Here is a 14996-nt window from a genome sequence, read left to right as displayed (position 1 = left end):
GGCAGCGTCGTGCGCATGTCCTACCGGGCCTTGTCCCGCCGGGCCTTGATCGCGGTGAGGTCGAGGTCCGCGGGGAAGGGGACGTCGACCTTCATCCGCTCGCGGAAGATTCCGGTGCTGGTGTAGGTGCCCGTGGTGGGCTCCAGCTCGAAGACGTGCACGGCGGCACGCCCCCGCTCGTTCTCCACCCGCCAGTAGTGGGGGATGCCGGCCCGGGCGTACTTCAGCGGCTTGGTCTCACGGTCGCGGGAGACGGAGTCCGCGGAGACGACCTCGATGGCCAGGAGAACGGCCTCGGCCGGGTACCTGGTCTGCTCGGGATCCTCCACCACGTCCTCCCGCACCACGATCACGTCGGGCTCGGGCCGGTTCTGGCGGTCGATGTCGATCGTGAACTCGCGGATGACTTCGAACTCCGCCGGTGCCAGTGATTGAAGCTGCCACTCGAAGAAGCTGACCGCTCGTGAGTGGAAGAGGGTTTGCGGACTCACGAAAACGAGACTCCCGTCGATCAGTTCCGTGTGCGGAGGCAGATTCGGGAGGCGGTCCAGGTCGTCGGCGGTCCAGCCGCCTTCCGGCGGGGTCGGCCAGCTGGGCGTGGACGCCTTCGGTGCGACGCTCATCAGTGCTCCCATGGGGACGGAGTCTCGCCGGTCCGTTCAGACTATCCGCCGAAAACGGGCGGGTCTCCCGCGAACGTGTGAACGGTGATCGTGTCCTTGACGGAACGGGACAGGGGGCCTGTGGACAACTTCCGGGACTGTCGGTGCGGACCCCTATGGTGGAGGCAGTGGTCGAGGCACGACGTACGGGGGCACGACGATGGGCGGGACGGGCGGGATCAGCACGATGCCAGGGACGACCGGGACGGCCGAGACCGAGGCGCTGGCCACGCTGCGCAAAATCTTCGGGTACGAGGCCTTCCGCGGCGAGCAGGAAGCCGTCATCGACCATGTGGTGGCCGGCGGTGACGCCGTCGTGCTCATGCCGACCGGCGGCGGCAAATCGCTGTGCTACCAGATCCCCGCGCTGGTCAGACCGGGCACGGGAGTCGTCGTCTCGCCGCTGATCGCGCTGATGCAGGACCAGGTGGACGCGCTGCGGGCGCTCGGTGTGCGGGCCGGCTTCATCAACTCCACGCAGGACTTCGACGAGCGGCGGACGGTCGAGGCCGAGTTCCTGTCGGGCGAGCTGGACCTGCTCTACCTGGCACCGGAGCGGCTGCGGGTCGAGGCCACGCTGGACCTGCTCTCCCGGGGCAAGATCTCCGTCTTCGCGATCGACGAGGCGCACTGCGTCTCGCAGTGGGGCCACGACTTCCGCCCCGACTACCTGACCCTCTCCCTGCTCGGCGAGCGCTGGCCGGACGTCCCGCGGATCGCGCTCACCGCGACCGCCACCGACGCCACCCACCGCGAGATCACCGAGCGGCTGAACATGCCCGCCGCCCGGCACTTCGTGGCGAGCTTCGACCGGCCCAACATCCAGTACCGGATCGTGCCCAAGGCGGACCCGAAGAAGCAGCTGCTGGGCTTCCTGCGGGAGGAGCACGCGGGCGACGCGGGCATCGTGTACTGCCTGTCCCGCAACTCGGTCGAGAAGACCGCCGAGTTCCTCTCCCGCAACGGCGTCGAGGCGGTGCCGTACCACGCCGGTCTGGACGCGGGCACCCGCGCCGCCCACCAGTCCCGCTTCCTGCGCGAGGAGGGCCTGGTCGTGGTGGCGACCATCGCCTTCGGCATGGGCATCGACAAGCCGGACGTGCGGTTCGTCGCCCACCTCGACCTGCCCAAGTCGGTCGAGGGCTACTACCAGGAGACCGGCCGCGCGGGCCGCGACGGACTGCCCTCCACGGCCTGGATGGCGTACGGCCTGAACGACGTCATCCAGCAGCGCAAGCTGATCCAGTCCGGCGAGGGCGACGAGGCGTTCCGCCGCCGGGCGCAGTCGCACCTGGACGCGATGCTCGCCCTGTGCGAGACCGCTCTGTGCCGGCGCGGCCAGCTCCTCGCCTACTTCGGGCAGGAGCCGTCCGCGGCGGGCTGCGGCAACTGCGACACCTGCCTCACCCCGCCGGAGACCTGGGACGGCACGGTCGCCGCGCAGAAGGTGCTGTCGACGGTGGTCCGCTTGCAGCGGGAGCGCGGGCAGAAGTTCGGCGCGGTGCAGATCATCGACATCCTGCTCGGCAAGCGCACCGCCAAGGTGATCCAGTTCGACCACGACCAGCTGTCCGTGTTCGGTATCGGCGAGGAGCTGACCGAGGGCGAATGGCGGGGCGTCATACGGCAGTTGCTCGCCCAGGGGCTGCTCGCGGTCGAGGGCGAGTACGGCACGCTGGCGCTGACCGAGGCCAGCGGGTCGGTGCTGCGGCGGGAGCGGGAGGTGCCGCTGCGCAAGGAGCCCAAGAGGCCGGCGGCGGCCAGGTCGGCGTCCTCCGGACGCGGCGAGCGCAAGGGCCGGGCCGCCGCGGTGGAGCTGCCCGAGGAGCTGATGCCGGCTTTCGAGGCGCTGCGCGCCTGGCGGGCCGAGCAGGCCCGCGAACAGGGCGTCCCGGCGTATGTGATCTTCCACGACGCCACCCTCCGCGAGATCGCCCTGGCCCGGCCCGCCTCGGTGCGGGAGCTGGGCGGGATCAGCGGGGTGGGCGAGAAGAAGCTGGTGACGTACGGGGAGGGCGTCCTCGCGGTCCTCGCCGAGCTGACCCCGCCGGGAGCCCCGACGGCACCCGGACCCACGGCACCCGGACCCACTGCGCCCGGCTCCGCGTCCGGCGGTCCCGGCGCGCAAGCCACCGCGGCGGACAGTGACCCGTACGGCCCGGACGACTGGCACGAGATGGAGGAACCGGAGCCGGACTGGTCGTAGCGGCGGGCGGCCCGGCCGGGCTGGGTGCTGTCGGGCCGGCCCGGCTGACCGGACCGGCCGTCCGGCTCGGCTCGACCTGCCGGCCCCGGCCCGACCGCCGGGCCCAACTGGCGGGCGAGTCCTGTGATGTTCGGCTCTCGCGGTCGTCACCGCGGATGGGCAAGTGGTCGGCGCTTTCCGCGTGGTGTCAGGCGACGCGGAGAACGCTCTTGCCGCGGGTCGTGCCCTCGGCGAGGCGCTGCACGGCCAGGGCCAGGTCACCGAGGGCGTACTCGGTGGTGATGTCCACGCGTACCGTGCCGTCGGCGACGAGGCCGAGTACGCGGCGGACACTCTCGGCGAGCCGCTCGGGGTGGGTCTGGCTGAGCAGGTTGCAGTTGTAGGTCAGGAGTGACTTGCCGTGCGTGAGAAGGTCGTTGGCGTTGGCGAGGACGGGTTCGTACGTCGCGAGGTTGCCGTACGCCACCAGTCGGCCGTGTGCTGCGAGCTGCTCGAGGCCGGCGGTGCGGGTCGGGCCGCCGACCGGGTCGAGGATGACGTCGATCTTGTCGTCGCCGAGTCCCGCCGGGAACTCCTCGCGGAGCAGCAGCTGGTCGTACCCGAACTGTGCGGCGTAGTCGGCCCTGTCGGTGGTGCCGACCACGCCGATGATCCGGCCTGCTCCGGCCAGCCGGGCGAACTGCGCGGCGAGCGTGCCGACCGAGCCGGCGGCGGCGTGGATCAGCACGCTCTCCCCGGGCCGCACGCGGGCGGCGGTGTTGATCAGGTCGTAGGCGGTCGGCGCACCCCATCCGAGACCCGCGGCGGTCTTCAGCGGCATGCTGCCGATGTCGAAGGTGAGCGTGTCGGGTGCCAGGACCACTTCGGCGTAGGCGCCGGAGGTGGTCAGTGCGGTGACGGCCTCACCGACACGGCGTGCGTCGACACCCGCGCCGACCGCAGTGATGTGCCCGGATGCCTCGAACCCCGGGACGAAAGGCCGCGATACGGCGAAGTGGCCGTCGCGGACCATGGTGTCGCCCCACTGGATCCCGGCGTAGGCCACGCGGATCGCCACCTGTCCGGGGCCCGGGGCGGGAGCGTCCCGTTCGGTGACGCGGTAGTGGTCGTCGGTATCGAGAACGACAGCCTTCATGATGACAACCCCCTGCGTTGACTCAGTATCCTGATAGTCAAGAACGTAGGCATATAAGGTTCCTGAGTCAACCCATGAACCTGTTAAAGGAAGGGGGGCGTGTGGTGGAAGTCCCGAGCGAGAACGACCTCTGTACCCGGATCAGACGGTCGGAGCAGGCGTTGATGGCGCATCACGAGGCAGTGCTGCGCGCTTACGGCCTGACCATGACGCAGTACACCGTGCTACTGATCCTCGCGCGCGAAGGCGGGCTGTCCGGCGCCCAACTGGCCCGGTCCTGCGGCGTCACGCAGCAGAGCATGAGCAGCGTGCTGACCAACATGGAGACCAAGGGACTCATCCGCCGTGAGACGTCCCCCGTGCACGCCAAAGTGCAGATCGCCACCCTCACCGACGAGGGCCAGGCGCTGCTGGACCGCGCCTACCAGGAAGTGGTCGTCCTGGAGCGCGCGCTCACCGACGCGTTCACGCCCGCCGAACACGCCGCACTCTGCGAACTTCTGGAACGCGCCACCACCGTCCTGACCCAGCAGACGCGCCACGCGACAGCCCCGCCCGCCACCTGAGCCCGAGGCCGCCACGCGAGGCCCCGGCCAACCCTCCAAGGACTTGGCCCACTGGCCGGCTCGACCGTCCCGTCACCCCAGTGCCGTCAGGCCCGGGGCGAAGGTGATCAGCAAGGGGAGCAGGGGGACCAGGGCTGCCACCGTCGTCGTCAGGGCGCGGTGCCGGCGGTCGAGGCGGGGCGGGGGCTCCAGGAGGCGGTCGACGCGCTCGCCGAGCAGTCGGTGGCTGGAGGCGCAGGACAGCACGCCCCGGTGCTGGTTCAGCTCGATGAGGGCGAGTGCGGTGGTGAGGTGGCCGCAGCGCCGGGAGGCGGTGTCGTCGGCGGCGAGTTCGACCAGGCGGTGGGTCTGGTCGCAGAAGTGGGCGAACAGCGGGACGCGGGGGAACCCGGTGGCCAGCGCCGTGGACAGGTGCAGCAGCCAGTCGTGGCGGGCGCGGGCGTGACCGCGCTCATGGGTGAGGACGGCGTCCAGCTGGTGGTCGGTGAGGCGGTGCAGGGCGCCGGTGGTGACGACCAGCTGCGCCGGGTGGCCCGGCAGCCACCAGGCGTCCGGGTACTCGTCCTCCAGCACCAGCAGCGGGCCCCGCGCGGCCGGCAGCCCGGCCGGCAGATCGGGGGCGCGTTCGCGCAGGTGGGCGCGGGCCTGACCGCGGCGGCGGCGGGCCTCGACCAGTTCGCGGGCCAGCATCGCGGTGGTCCAGGCGGCACCGCAGGCCAGCAGCAGGGTGAGGGCGGCGGCCCAGGGCGGCGCCGCGGAGAGGTCGTAGGCGGCGGTGACGGCCGGCGGGGCGGGCGCGAAGACGTGGTCGCGGACCGTCTGGAAGACCGCGGCGGCGCCGAGCGTCAACGCGGTGAGGCAGCACAGCAGAACGGTGGCGACCAGGCACTGCCACACCCACAGCCCGACCACCGGCTCCCGTTCGGGCCAGGCGGCACGGGTCAGCGCGCGAGGGGCCGGCACGGCGGCCGTCACGGCGAGGACGCTCAGCAGGAGCAGGCAGACGGTCATGCCAAGGGCTCCGGATCCTGGAGGAAGGGGCGGCTTCAAGGCGTGCGGTGCGGGCGAGGGGCGCGCGCCGTCCGCATCCCGCACCGGCGTCGCGCACTCCGCCCGCCGCCAGTATGACGGCGGGCGGGGGCCGGAGTCAGTGCCCGGGCGGGCGCATTAGCGGAAGACACCCCTCCGAGCCCCAACCGCGGTGCCGCGCACGGGGTTTCACCCGGCGACGATCGTCCCCGTCACCTCGCCCAGCCCCACCCGGGCGCCGCCCGGACCCGGCGCCCAGGCCGTCAGGGTCACGGTGTCGCCGTCCTCCAGGAAGGTGCGCTTGCCGTCGGGGAGTTCGAGGGCGTCACGGCCGTTCCAGGTGAGCTCCAGCAGTGAGCCGCGCTGGCCGGGCTCGGGGCCGCTGACCGTGCCGGAGCCGTAGAGGTCACCGGTGCGCAGGGAGGCGCCGTTGACGGTCATGTGGGCGAGCTGCTGGGCCGCGGTCCAGTACATGGTGGCGAAGGGCGGCTCGGAGACGGTGTGGCCGTTGACCGCCACGGAGATGCGCAGGTCGTAGCCGCCCGGCTCGTCGTCGCTGTCGTCGAGGTAGGGCAGCAGCTCGTGGGTGCGCTCCGGCGGCGCCACGCGGGCGTCCTCCAGCGCGTCCAGCGGGGTGATCCACGCCGACACCGAGGTGGCGAAGGACTTGCCGAGGAACGGCCCGAGGGGCACGTACTCCCAGGCCTGGACGTCCCGCGCGGACCAGTCGTTGAGGAGGCAGAGGCCGAAGACGTGCTCCCGGAAGTCGCCGAGCGCCACCGGGTGGCCCAGCCGCGACGGCACGCCGACCACGAAGCCGACCTCGGCCTCGATGTCCAGCCGGACCGACGGGCCGAAGACCGGCGCGGGGTCGGTGGGAGCCTTGCGCTGGCCGGCCGGACGGACGATGTCGGTGCCGGAGACCACGACCGTGCCGGAGCGGCCGTGGTAGCCGATCGGCAGGTGCTTCCAGTTGGGGGTGAGCGAGTCGGGGGCGTCCGGGCGGAACATCCGGCCGACGTTGCGGGCGTGGTTCTCGGAGGCGTAGAAGTCGACGTAGTCCGCGACCTCGAACGGCAGGTGGAGGGTCACCGAGGACAGCGGGTGCATCAGCGGGGCGACGGTCTCGCGGTGGGACGGCACCGTCACCCAGGCCGTGAGCGCGCGCCGGACGTCCGACCAGGCGGTGCGGCCCGCGGCGAGCAGCGGGTTGAGGGTGGGCCGCGCGAGCAGCGAGGCGTACGGGGAGCCGAGTGCCAGGGCGGCCGCGCCCGCGTCGAGGACATGGTCACCGAGCCGGACGCCGACGGTCCGTTCCTCGGAACCGGCGGGCGAGAACACGCCGTACGGAAGGTTGTGCGGACCGAAGGGGTCGCCCTCGGGGACATCGAAGGGGGGCATGGGGTGCTGCCTCACTTTCGTACGTGCGGTCCATGCGGTCGCGCCACACGTTACGGCGATGATCCCCGTTTGGGCAGTGTCTGAAGAGTCCGGAATGTTCTGTCGCGAGGGGTGCGGGTCGCCGTCCCGGGGGTGTCATGCGGGGGTGAAAGGCGGAGGACGCAAAGGGAGTTGGGGATGAGCGGGGTGGGCGCGCGGTCCGTATTCTCTGATCATGGCCGCACCCACCGCATATGCCGCGCGCACCGCGTACTCCCTCATCGCCACCGACCTCGACGGCACACTGCTGCGTGGCGACGACACGGTCTCCGACCGGTCACGCGCCGCGCTCGCGCGGGTGGCGGCGGCCGGCGCCCGGCATCTGGTGGTGACCGGACGGCCGGCGCCCCGGGTGCGCCCGCTGCTGGAGGACCTGGGCGGCACGGGCCTCGCGGTCTGCGGGCAGGGGGCGCAGCTGTACGACGTCGCGGCGGACCGGCTGCTGTGGTCGGTGACCCTCGACCAGGAGCTGGCCGAGAACGCGCTCGGCAAGATCGAGGCCGAGGTGGGCCAGGTGTACGCGGCCGTCGACCAGGACGGGGTGGACGGGCTGACGCTGATCGAGCCGGGCTACCGGATGCCGCACCCCACCCTGCCCGCGGTGCGGGTGGAGCGCCGCGACGACCTGTGGGGCGAGCCGATCAGCAAGGTGCTGCTGCGTCACCCGACGCTGTCCGACGACGCGTTGGCGTCGGTGGCCCGCGGAGTGGTCGGTTCCCTCGCGACGGTCACCATGTCGGGGCCGGGGACGGTGGAGCTGCAACCGTGCGGCGTCACCAAGGCGACCGGGCTGGCGCTGGCCGCCCGGCATCTGGGGCTGAGCCCCGCGGACACCCTCGCCTTCGGCGACATGCCCAATGACATCCCGATGTTCGACTGGGCCGCGCGCGGTGTGGCGATGGCCAACGCCCATCCGGAACTCAAGGCGGTGGCCGACGAGGTCACCCTGTCGAACGAGGACGACGGCATCGCCGTCGTCCTCGAACGTCTATTCAGTCCTGCCTAGAGGTCTCAGTACGCGCCGAAGACGTTGTCGATCGAGCCGTACCGGTCGGCCGCGTAGTTGCAGGCCGCCACGATGTTCGAGACCGGGTTGTACGGGTCGTAGACCGTGCCGGGCACGTGGTAGGCGGCGAAGGTCGGGTCGATGACCTGGAGCAGGCCCTTGGACGGGGTGCCCGCGGCCGCGTTGGAGTCCCAGTTGTTGATGGCCAGCGGGTTGCCGGAGGACTCACGCATCACGTTGCGGTAGATGCCGTCGTAGGTGCCCGGGATGCCGTGCTGGGCCATGATCGACAGCGACTCGCGGATCCAGCCGTCGAGGTTGTTCGGGTACACGGTCGCGGTGGTCGCCGCGGTGGCCGCGGTCGGGGTGGCGGCCGAGGCGCTGGTCGCCCCGATCAGCGGCAGCGCGAGCACGGCGGCACCGGTGCCGGCGACGGCGAGCTTACGGGCGAGACGGGCACGGCGGCCCTTGACCGGCTGGTCGTTCGCGGGCAGACCCTTTGCAGGCATGACAGATGTCCTCTCCGGCGCCTGCGAGGTGAGCTGTCGGGTTCGGGCTGGGAGATGCCCGGCCGTGCGACAGGCGCACGACTTCACCCCAAGCCGTTCCGGTCCGCGTCGAGGCAGCTGCCCCTGCGCGCCCGGCCCGGCGTCCTACCTGGTTCCCCCGCTCCTGCCGTACGAGTGTGTTCGTAGTGGATGACGCGGGCGGCGGCAGGATTAGGCGTCCGCCCGACGGACCCGGAACGTATGCGAGAGCCGCTGTCCGGAACAAGTGGCGGATTCACATATCGCGCCCGTTGACCATGATCGGCCCGTATGGGGTACTTGATCCTTTGCGGTTGCCAAGAGTCGGCAGTGCGTCAACTGGCAACCGGGGCACGGAGTTCAGGAACGAGCTGCGAGATGCGCATGAAAAGCCTGTGAGTGGGCAGCCGTGAGTCAACTCACGCGCGGATGCAAGTGTGGCAAATCGGGCAATAAGCCCTAGTTGCGTCTAAGTTGCCATCAGCTCGCCGTGCGGGGAATCCGCTTCTCCCAGGTCCGGTGGAAGACGACCTCCTCGCCGTCGGTGCAAATCACCTCATCAACGGACAGAAAGTGCGTCGCGTCGGCGCTCAGCTCCGAGCGGGTCCGTACGGCCGTGTCCCAGGCGAGATCCGGGCGGTGCAGCCGGACCGACCACTCCGAGCGGGTCCGGGCGGAGAGCGGATCGTCCTCGCGCACGGTGCACGTCTCCCGCACCTCCTCGGTGACCTGGAGCCCGTCGGGATACATCCGGGTGCCGCCGTACCGGGGGTCGGCCTCCAGACGCCACTCGCCCTTGGCCACGTCCCGCACCACCAGCCGCTCGGGGCGCGGCTCGTCCAGGGTGACCGGCACGGTCACGCCCAGCGGCGCGGCCTGCTCCGGCTCCTCGAAGGCGACCGGCTCACCCGGCTCGCGCGTCCGGACCGGCAGCTCCAGCGCGCTGAGCGCCGGCTCCAGGGTGAAACCCGCCGCCGAGCCGGGCTGCGGCCAGATCCACGGCCAGTACGCGGAGGAGACCGCGAGCCGCACGCGATGGCCGGGCGGGAAGGCGTGGCCGACGCCGTCCAGGTCGACGACGACGTCCTCGGTGGCCCCCGGCTCCCAGGGGACGGCCCGTTCCGGGCCCCGGCGCGCCGACAGGTTCAGCACGCCCCGGGTCACCAGGGTCGAGGAGCCGTCCGGCGCCACGTCGCACAGCCGGGCGATCACCTGTCCGTACGGCACCTCGCAGGTCAGCCGCAGCCGCACCCGGGGCCGCCCCAGCACCCAGGTCTCCGCCGGCACCGCGAAATCGGAGCAGGCCGAGCGGGCGTCCTCCGCCCGCTGGTCCGCGGGCAGGTCGGCGTCGTTGCCGAGCGGGCGGAAGCGGCCGGCGTCGAGGCCGGTGTGCATGGGGGAGCGGACGAGGACGGGGGCGCCCTGGAGGGCGTAGGTGACCGCCGTCACGTTCGGCGACGGCCAGGCGGGCTCGCCGACCCAGCGGCCGGGCAGCGTGGGGTAGACCGTGGCCGGCGGGTGCGTGTCGGTGACGTACACGCGCAGGGCCGGCTCCCGCATGATCCCCGTGTCGGCGCCCTTCAGCCAGTGGTCCCACCAGCGCAGGGTCTCCTGGAGGAAGCCGATGGCCGGGCCCGGCGGCAGACCCCGGTCCGGGTACTGGTGGCACCAGGGGCCGATCAGGCCGCGGACCCGGTCGGCGGGCAGGTGCTCGACCAGGCGGAGCACGGTGTCGCGGTGCGGGTCGTGCCGGCCGCCCACGGCGAGGACGGCGGCCTTGATCGCGCCGTAGTCCTCGCACACGCTGCCGTGCCGCCAGTAGTCGTCCCGTACCGGATGGCCGAGCCAGGTGGGGGAGAGCGGTTCTACCCGCTCCAGACGGCGCAGCCACAGCTCCCGCCAGGCCTCACCGGCGTGGTGCGCGTCCGGCGGGAGGGCGGCGAGGGCGAGCAGCGTCGCCGATCGGGCGTGCATGTCCACCGCGAGGACGGAACCTCCCCTGTAGTGCGCGTCGTTGTCGTATCGGTCGTCCGTGGAGCAGACCGTGACGATCGCCTTCAGCGGCTCGGGCGCGAGAGCCGCGATCTGGAGTGAGGTGCAGCCGCCCCAGGAGATGCCGAACATGCCGACCCTGCCGTCGCACCAGGGCCGGCCGGCCAACCAGTGCACCACCTCGACACCGTCGGCCGCCTCCGTGGCCGCGTACATGTCCGCGGGCAGCCCCTCACTGTTGCCGTATCCGCGGATGTCGACCCGGACGGAGGCGTAGCCGTGGCCCGCGTACCAGGGGTGGCGCTGGGCGTCGCGGGGCGCCGTCCCGTCGGTCAGGCGGTACGGCAGGTATTCGAGGAGCGCCGGTACGGGCTCGTCCGTCAGAGGGCGCCAGACGCGCGCGTACAGCAGGGTCCCGTCCGACAGCGGGATGCGGACGTCCTCATGAGTCGTCTCGTGAGGGAAAGACGTACGGATGTGCATGGACGGGACCCCGCGAAGAGGAATGGAAAGGCCGCACGAAGGGAGTCGATAGATATCCGTTCTTATGAGCTGATCAAAAACATACCGGGCGTGATCCGATACCGCCCGTGCTGTAACCGTGGGCGGCATCGGTGATCGAAACGTGACCGGATACGCTGACTTGAGTGAGGGCAGCGACGTATCGACAAACCGCGTAATCGCCAGTAGACACCAGCAGACAGGAGACCCCTCGTGACCGTCGTCGGGCCGTTCGGGCTGAGCGTGCGGGACCAGGCTCTGGAAGCCGATGTCCAGGCCGGATTGGCGGCTGTCGAGGAAGGGTTGCTCGAAGCCACCAAGAGCGAGGTCCCGTTCATCACGGGGGCCGCGCAGCACCTGGTGAAGGCCGGTGGAAAGCGGTTCCGGCCGCTGCTCGTGATGCTCGCCGCACAGTTCGGCGACCCCTACGCGCCGGGTGTGGTGCCCTCCGCCGTGGTCGTCGAGCTGACCCACCTCGCCACGCTGTACCACGACGACGTGATGGACGAGGCGGCCGTACGCCGGGGCGTGCCCAGCGCCAACACCCGGTGGGGCAACTCCGTCGCCGTGCTCACCGGCGACTTCCTGTTCGCGCGCGCCTCGCACATCCTCGCCGACCTCGGGCCCGAGGCCGTACGGGTCCAGGCCGAGGCGTTCGAGCGGCTGGTCACCGGGCAGATCCTGGAGACGGCGGGCCCGCAGGACGGCCGCGACCCGGTCGACCACTACCTGGACGTGCTCGGCGGCAAGACCGGCTCGCTGGTCGCCGTGTCCTGCCGGTTCGGCGCGATGATGTCCGGCGCCGACGAGTCCGTGGTGAACGTGCTGACCCAGTACGGCGAGCGGCTCGGCGTCGCCTTCCAGCTCGCCGACGACGTGCTGGACATCGCCTCCGACTCCCACGAGTCCGGCAAGACCCCGGGCACCGACCTGCGCGAGGGCATCGCCACCCTGCCCGTGCTGCGGCTGCGGGAGCAGGCCGCGCGCAGCGGGCTGGCCGAGGACATCGCCCTCTGCGAGCTGCTGGACTCCGACCTCAGCGACGACGACCGGCACGCCCGGGCCCTGGCCGCGCTGCGCGCCCACCCGGCGCTGGAGCAGGCCCGGCGGGACACCGTGCGGTTCGCGGAGGAGGCCCGGGCCGCCCTGGCCCCGCTGCGCGAGTGCGACGCGAAGCGCGCGCTGGAGGAACTGTGTGACGCGGTGGTCCACCGGGCGGGCTGAGCCGGCTCGGTGCTTGGGCGGGCTGAGTCGGTTCGGTGCTTGGGCGGGCTGAGTCGGTTCCGCGCTTGGGCGGGCTGAGTGGGCTCGGTGCTCGGGCGGGCTGAGTCGGGCTGGCGCTCGGGGGCGCGGGGTCATCTTTGACTCTGGTGGCGTCGTCTGGGGTTTCGGCGGTGTCGTCTGGGGCTTCGGGGCGTCATCCGGGGCTTCGGCGGTGTCATCTGGGGCTTCGGCATGCGGTGGCCCGGTGCCTCGGTAGTCCGGTGCCTCGGTAGTCCGGTACCTCGGCAGTCCGGTGCCTCGGCACTCCGTGCCCGGGCGCGTGGCGCCCCGGTGCGTGCCGCCGCCCGGCGCCCCGAGCTGGCACAAGCGTCTGGCGCCCTGGCGCTCGCCGCTCTGCACTCGCCGCCTGGCCCTCCGCGCTCTGGTGCCCGCGGCCCGGCATCCAGGGCTCCGGCGCCCCGCTCCGGCACCCGGCGCCTGGCGTCCCGGCACCCCAGAGTTCCGGTGCCCGCCGCCTCGGTCCCGCTGCCTGCCGCCCAGCGCTCCGGTGCCTCGGCACTCCGTGCCCGCCGACCGGCGCCTGGCACCCCGGTGTCTCGGTGCCCCAACACCCGCCGCCCTGCACTCGCCGCCTGGCGCCCAGTGCTCGGGTGCTCGCGGCTCGGCATCCAGGGCTCCGGCGCCGCGCCCCGGCGCCTGGCGCCAAGCGCCCCGGCCCCAGCGCTTTGGTGCCCGCCGCCTAGGTGCCCCAACACCCGCCGCCCGGCGCCGGCGCCCGGCACTCCGGTGCCTCGGCACTCCGTGCCCGCCGCCCGGCGCCTCGGCGCCTCGACGCCCCAGCACCAGCCGCTCGGCACCCAGCGTCCGGTGCCCGCCGTGTGCCGCCCAGCGCTCTGGTGCCCGCCGCCTAGCGCCCCGCCCCGACACCCGGTGCCCCGGTGCCTCTGCACGCAACGCCCGCCGCCCGCCGCCCGGACTCAGCGCTCCGGTGCCCGCCGACCGGCGCCGCGCGGTGCCTCGGCGCCGCAACACCCGTCGCCCTGCATTCGCCACCCAACACCCAGCGCTTCGGTGCCCGCCGTCCGGTACCTGCCGCCTCGGCACTCTGGTGCACCGGTGATCGCCGCCCCGGTGCCCAACACCCGCCGCCCGGCGCCCGGGGCTCCGCCGCCCAACACCTGCCGCCCCTGCGCCCCAGCCCTCCCTCACCGTCACCCTCCTCCCCTCGCCCTCCCCCCTCACCCCCGCCCCCCACCTCCCGTCCCACCTCCCACCTCCCGTCCCGCCCCCGCCCCGGCCCCAAGTGCCCCATGTCCCCTACGGGGCGGGGGAGAACTCGGGGTCGGTGTCATACCGCAGCAGTACACGGAGTTGAGCCCGGGGTCTGACGAAAGTCCGGCGCGGTTTTGGTCAGATGGGAAGCACGGAAAAACAACCACTCCTCACCCAATCGGGTGAGAATGGGCGGGCCGACGACGGAGGGCACACATGGCACCGTACGAATCCGACGACAGCACGACCGCGCGGCGGCGCAAGGCTGCCCGGTACGGCGTGCCGGTCGCGGTGTTGGGGCTGACGGCCGGGACCATCGGGCTCGTGCCCGCCCTCGCCGACTCGGGCAGCCCCGACCTGCCGAAGATCACCGCCGAGCAACTCATCCAGAACATCGCCGAATCGGACGTCGAGCGGCTGTCCGGCACGGTGAAGACGACCACCGACCTCGGCCTGCCGGACTTCGCCGGTCTGGAGGGCGCCCTCGGCGGCGCGGCCGGAGCGGGCGGCGACGGCGGCGACGGTTCCGCCGCGGACCCCTCGGCCAAGCTCACCGAACTGGCCACCGGCACCCACACGCTGCGCGTCGCGGCCGACGGCCCGGACCGGCAGAAGCTGTCCCTGATCGAGGACGCCGCCGAGTACAGCCTGATCCACAACGGCAAGGACGTCTGGGGCTACGACAGCGCCTCCAACGAGGTCTTCCACGGCACCGCCGACGACGCCGGCCGCTCCGGCCAGGAGCCGCCCGCCACCCCGAAGGACTTCGCCGACCAGGCGCTGAAGGCCGTCGACGACACGACCGCCGTCACCGTCGACGGAACCGCCCAGGTCGCCGGCCGGGACGCCTACAAGCTGGTCATAGAGCCGAAGCAGTCCGGATCCACCGTCGGCGCCATCAGCATCGCCGTGGACGCCGAGACCTGGCTGCCGCTCAAGTTCACGCTCACCCCGGCGAGCGGCGGCGCCGCCGTCGTCGACGCGGGCTTCACCCAGATCAGTTACGACCGGCCCGCCGCCGCCACCTTCGACTTCACCCCGCCCAAGGGCGCGAAGGTCACCGAGGAGAGCGAGGTGGCCGAGGGAACCGCGGAAGGAGACGCCATACAGCCGGCGCCCGGCGCGCCCAAGTCCGAGGAGGACCTGGCCAAGGGCTTCGAGGGCCTGGAGGTCATCGGCGAGGGCTGGAACTCGGTCGCCGTGTTCGACACCGGCGGGGGCGGCATCCCGAGCGGTGCCGAGACCGGCGGCGACCTCGGCGACCTCGGCGGCTTCCTGGGCTCCCTCGGCGACCAGGTGAAGGGCGACTTCGGCTCGGGCACCGTCTTCAAGACCCGTCTGATCAACGCCCTGATCACCGACGACGGCAAGGTCTACGTCGGCGCCGTCACCAAGGACGCGCTGGTGAAGGCGGCCGACGCGGCACAGTAGACCGG

The 14996-nt window shown here is 72.3% G+C and carries 11 protein-coding genes and 1 riboswitch; of the genes, 5 read left to right on the top strand and 6 right to left on the bottom strand.

Translation table 11 applies throughout. The features are described from left to right. Window positions 1-20 precede the first annotated feature (20 nt). Window positions 21-623 carry a Uma2 family endonuclease gene (locus tag ABT232_RS08950; protein WP_351837903.1) on the bottom strand — a complete coding sequence of 201 codons (603 nt, stop codon included), beginning with the start codon at window positions 621-623 and terminating at the stop codon, window positions 21-23. Window positions 624-822: 199 nt separating this feature from the next. On the opposite strand from ABT232_RS08950, the gene recQ reads away from it, so the two are divergent. Further along, entirely contained in the window at window positions 823-2868 is a 2046-nt protein-coding gene (recQ, locus tag ABT232_RS08945) for a DNA helicase RecQ (protein ID WP_351837900.1), read from the top strand. 187 nt (window positions 2869-3055) lie between these two features. Here recQ and ABT232_RS08940 read toward each other — a convergent pair whose 3' ends face one another. Further along, entirely contained in the window at window positions 3056-4003 is a 948-nt protein-coding gene (locus ABT232_RS08940) for a quinone oxidoreductase family protein (protein WP_351837897.1), read from the bottom strand. 74 nt (window positions 4004-4077) lie between these two features. On the opposite strand from ABT232_RS08940, the gene ABT232_RS08935 reads away from it, so the two are divergent. Then, the gene (locus ABT232_RS08935) at window positions 4078-4569 is read left to right on the top strand and encodes a MarR family winged helix-turn-helix transcriptional regulator (RefSeq protein WP_351837895.1); all 492 of its coding nucleotides are present in this window, start codon (window positions 4078-4080) and stop codon (window positions 4567-4569) included. 72 nt (window positions 4570-4641) lie between these two features. Here the strand turns inward: ABT232_RS08935 and ABT232_RS08930 are convergent, their stop codons facing one another. Continuing rightward, entirely contained in the window at window positions 4642-5580 is a 939-nt protein-coding gene (locus ABT232_RS08930; protein ID WP_351837892.1) for a M56 family metallopeptidase, read from the bottom strand. A gap of 207 nt (window positions 5581-5787) precedes the next feature. Further along, window positions 5788-6999 carry a fumarylacetoacetase gene (fahA, locus tag ABT232_RS08925; RefSeq protein ID WP_351837889.1) on the bottom strand — a complete coding sequence of 404 codons (1212 nt, stop codon included), beginning with the start codon at window positions 6997-6999 and terminating at the stop codon, window positions 5788-5790. Window positions 7000-7213: 214 nt separating this feature from the next. On the opposite strand from fahA, the gene ABT232_RS08920 reads away from it, so the two are divergent. Next, the gene (locus ABT232_RS08920) at window positions 7214-8044 is read left to right on the top strand and encodes an HAD family hydrolase (RefSeq protein ID WP_351837886.1); all 831 of its coding nucleotides are present in this window, start codon (window positions 7214-7216) and stop codon (window positions 8042-8044) included. Window positions 8045-8049: 5 nt separating this feature from the next. Here the strand turns inward: ABT232_RS08920 and ABT232_RS08915 are convergent, their stop codons facing one another. Both ABT232_RS08915 and ABT232_RS08910 read right to left on the bottom strand, forming a co-directional pair. Further along, window positions 8050-8553 (bottom strand): transglycosylase SLT domain-containing protein, encoded by a 504-nt coding sequence (locus tag ABT232_RS08915; RefSeq protein ID WP_351837883.1) that lies wholly within the window; start codon window positions 8551-8553, stop codon window positions 8050-8052. Between the two features lie 3 nt (window positions 8554-8556). Then, window positions 8557-8740: riboswitch (cyclic di-AMP (ydaO/yuaA leader) on the bottom strand. 311 nt (window positions 8741-9051) lie between these two features. Then, a complete protein-coding gene (locus tag ABT232_RS08910; protein ID WP_351837880.1) occupies window positions 9052-11046 on the bottom strand; it encodes a CocE/NonD family hydrolase in 1995 nt (664 codons plus the stop codon). Window positions 11047-11277: 231 nt separating this feature from the next. Here ABT232_RS08910 and ABT232_RS08905 point away from each other — a divergent pair, with 231 nt between their 5' ends. Then, window positions 11278-12288: a polyprenyl synthetase family protein gene (locus ABT232_RS08905; protein ID WP_351837878.1), complete on the top strand. Its 1011-nt coding sequence runs from the start codon at window positions 11278-11280 to the stop codon at window positions 12286-12288. Window positions 12289-13776: 1488 nt separating this feature from the next. Continuing rightward, complete coding sequence (locus ABT232_RS08900) at window positions 13777-14991, top strand: LolA family protein (protein ID WP_351837875.1); 1215 nt, start codon at window positions 13777-13779, stop codon at window positions 14989-14991. Window positions 14992-14996: the final 5 nt, after the last annotated feature.

It is taken from the genome of Streptomyces sp. NPDC001532, assembly GCF_040298625.1.
Classification (GTDB): domain Bacteria; phylum Actinomycetota; class Actinomycetes; order Streptomycetales; family Streptomycetaceae; genus Streptomyces.
Note: the sequence above shows the minus strand (reverse complement) of the source record. Positions and strands in the feature narration are given on the sequence as shown.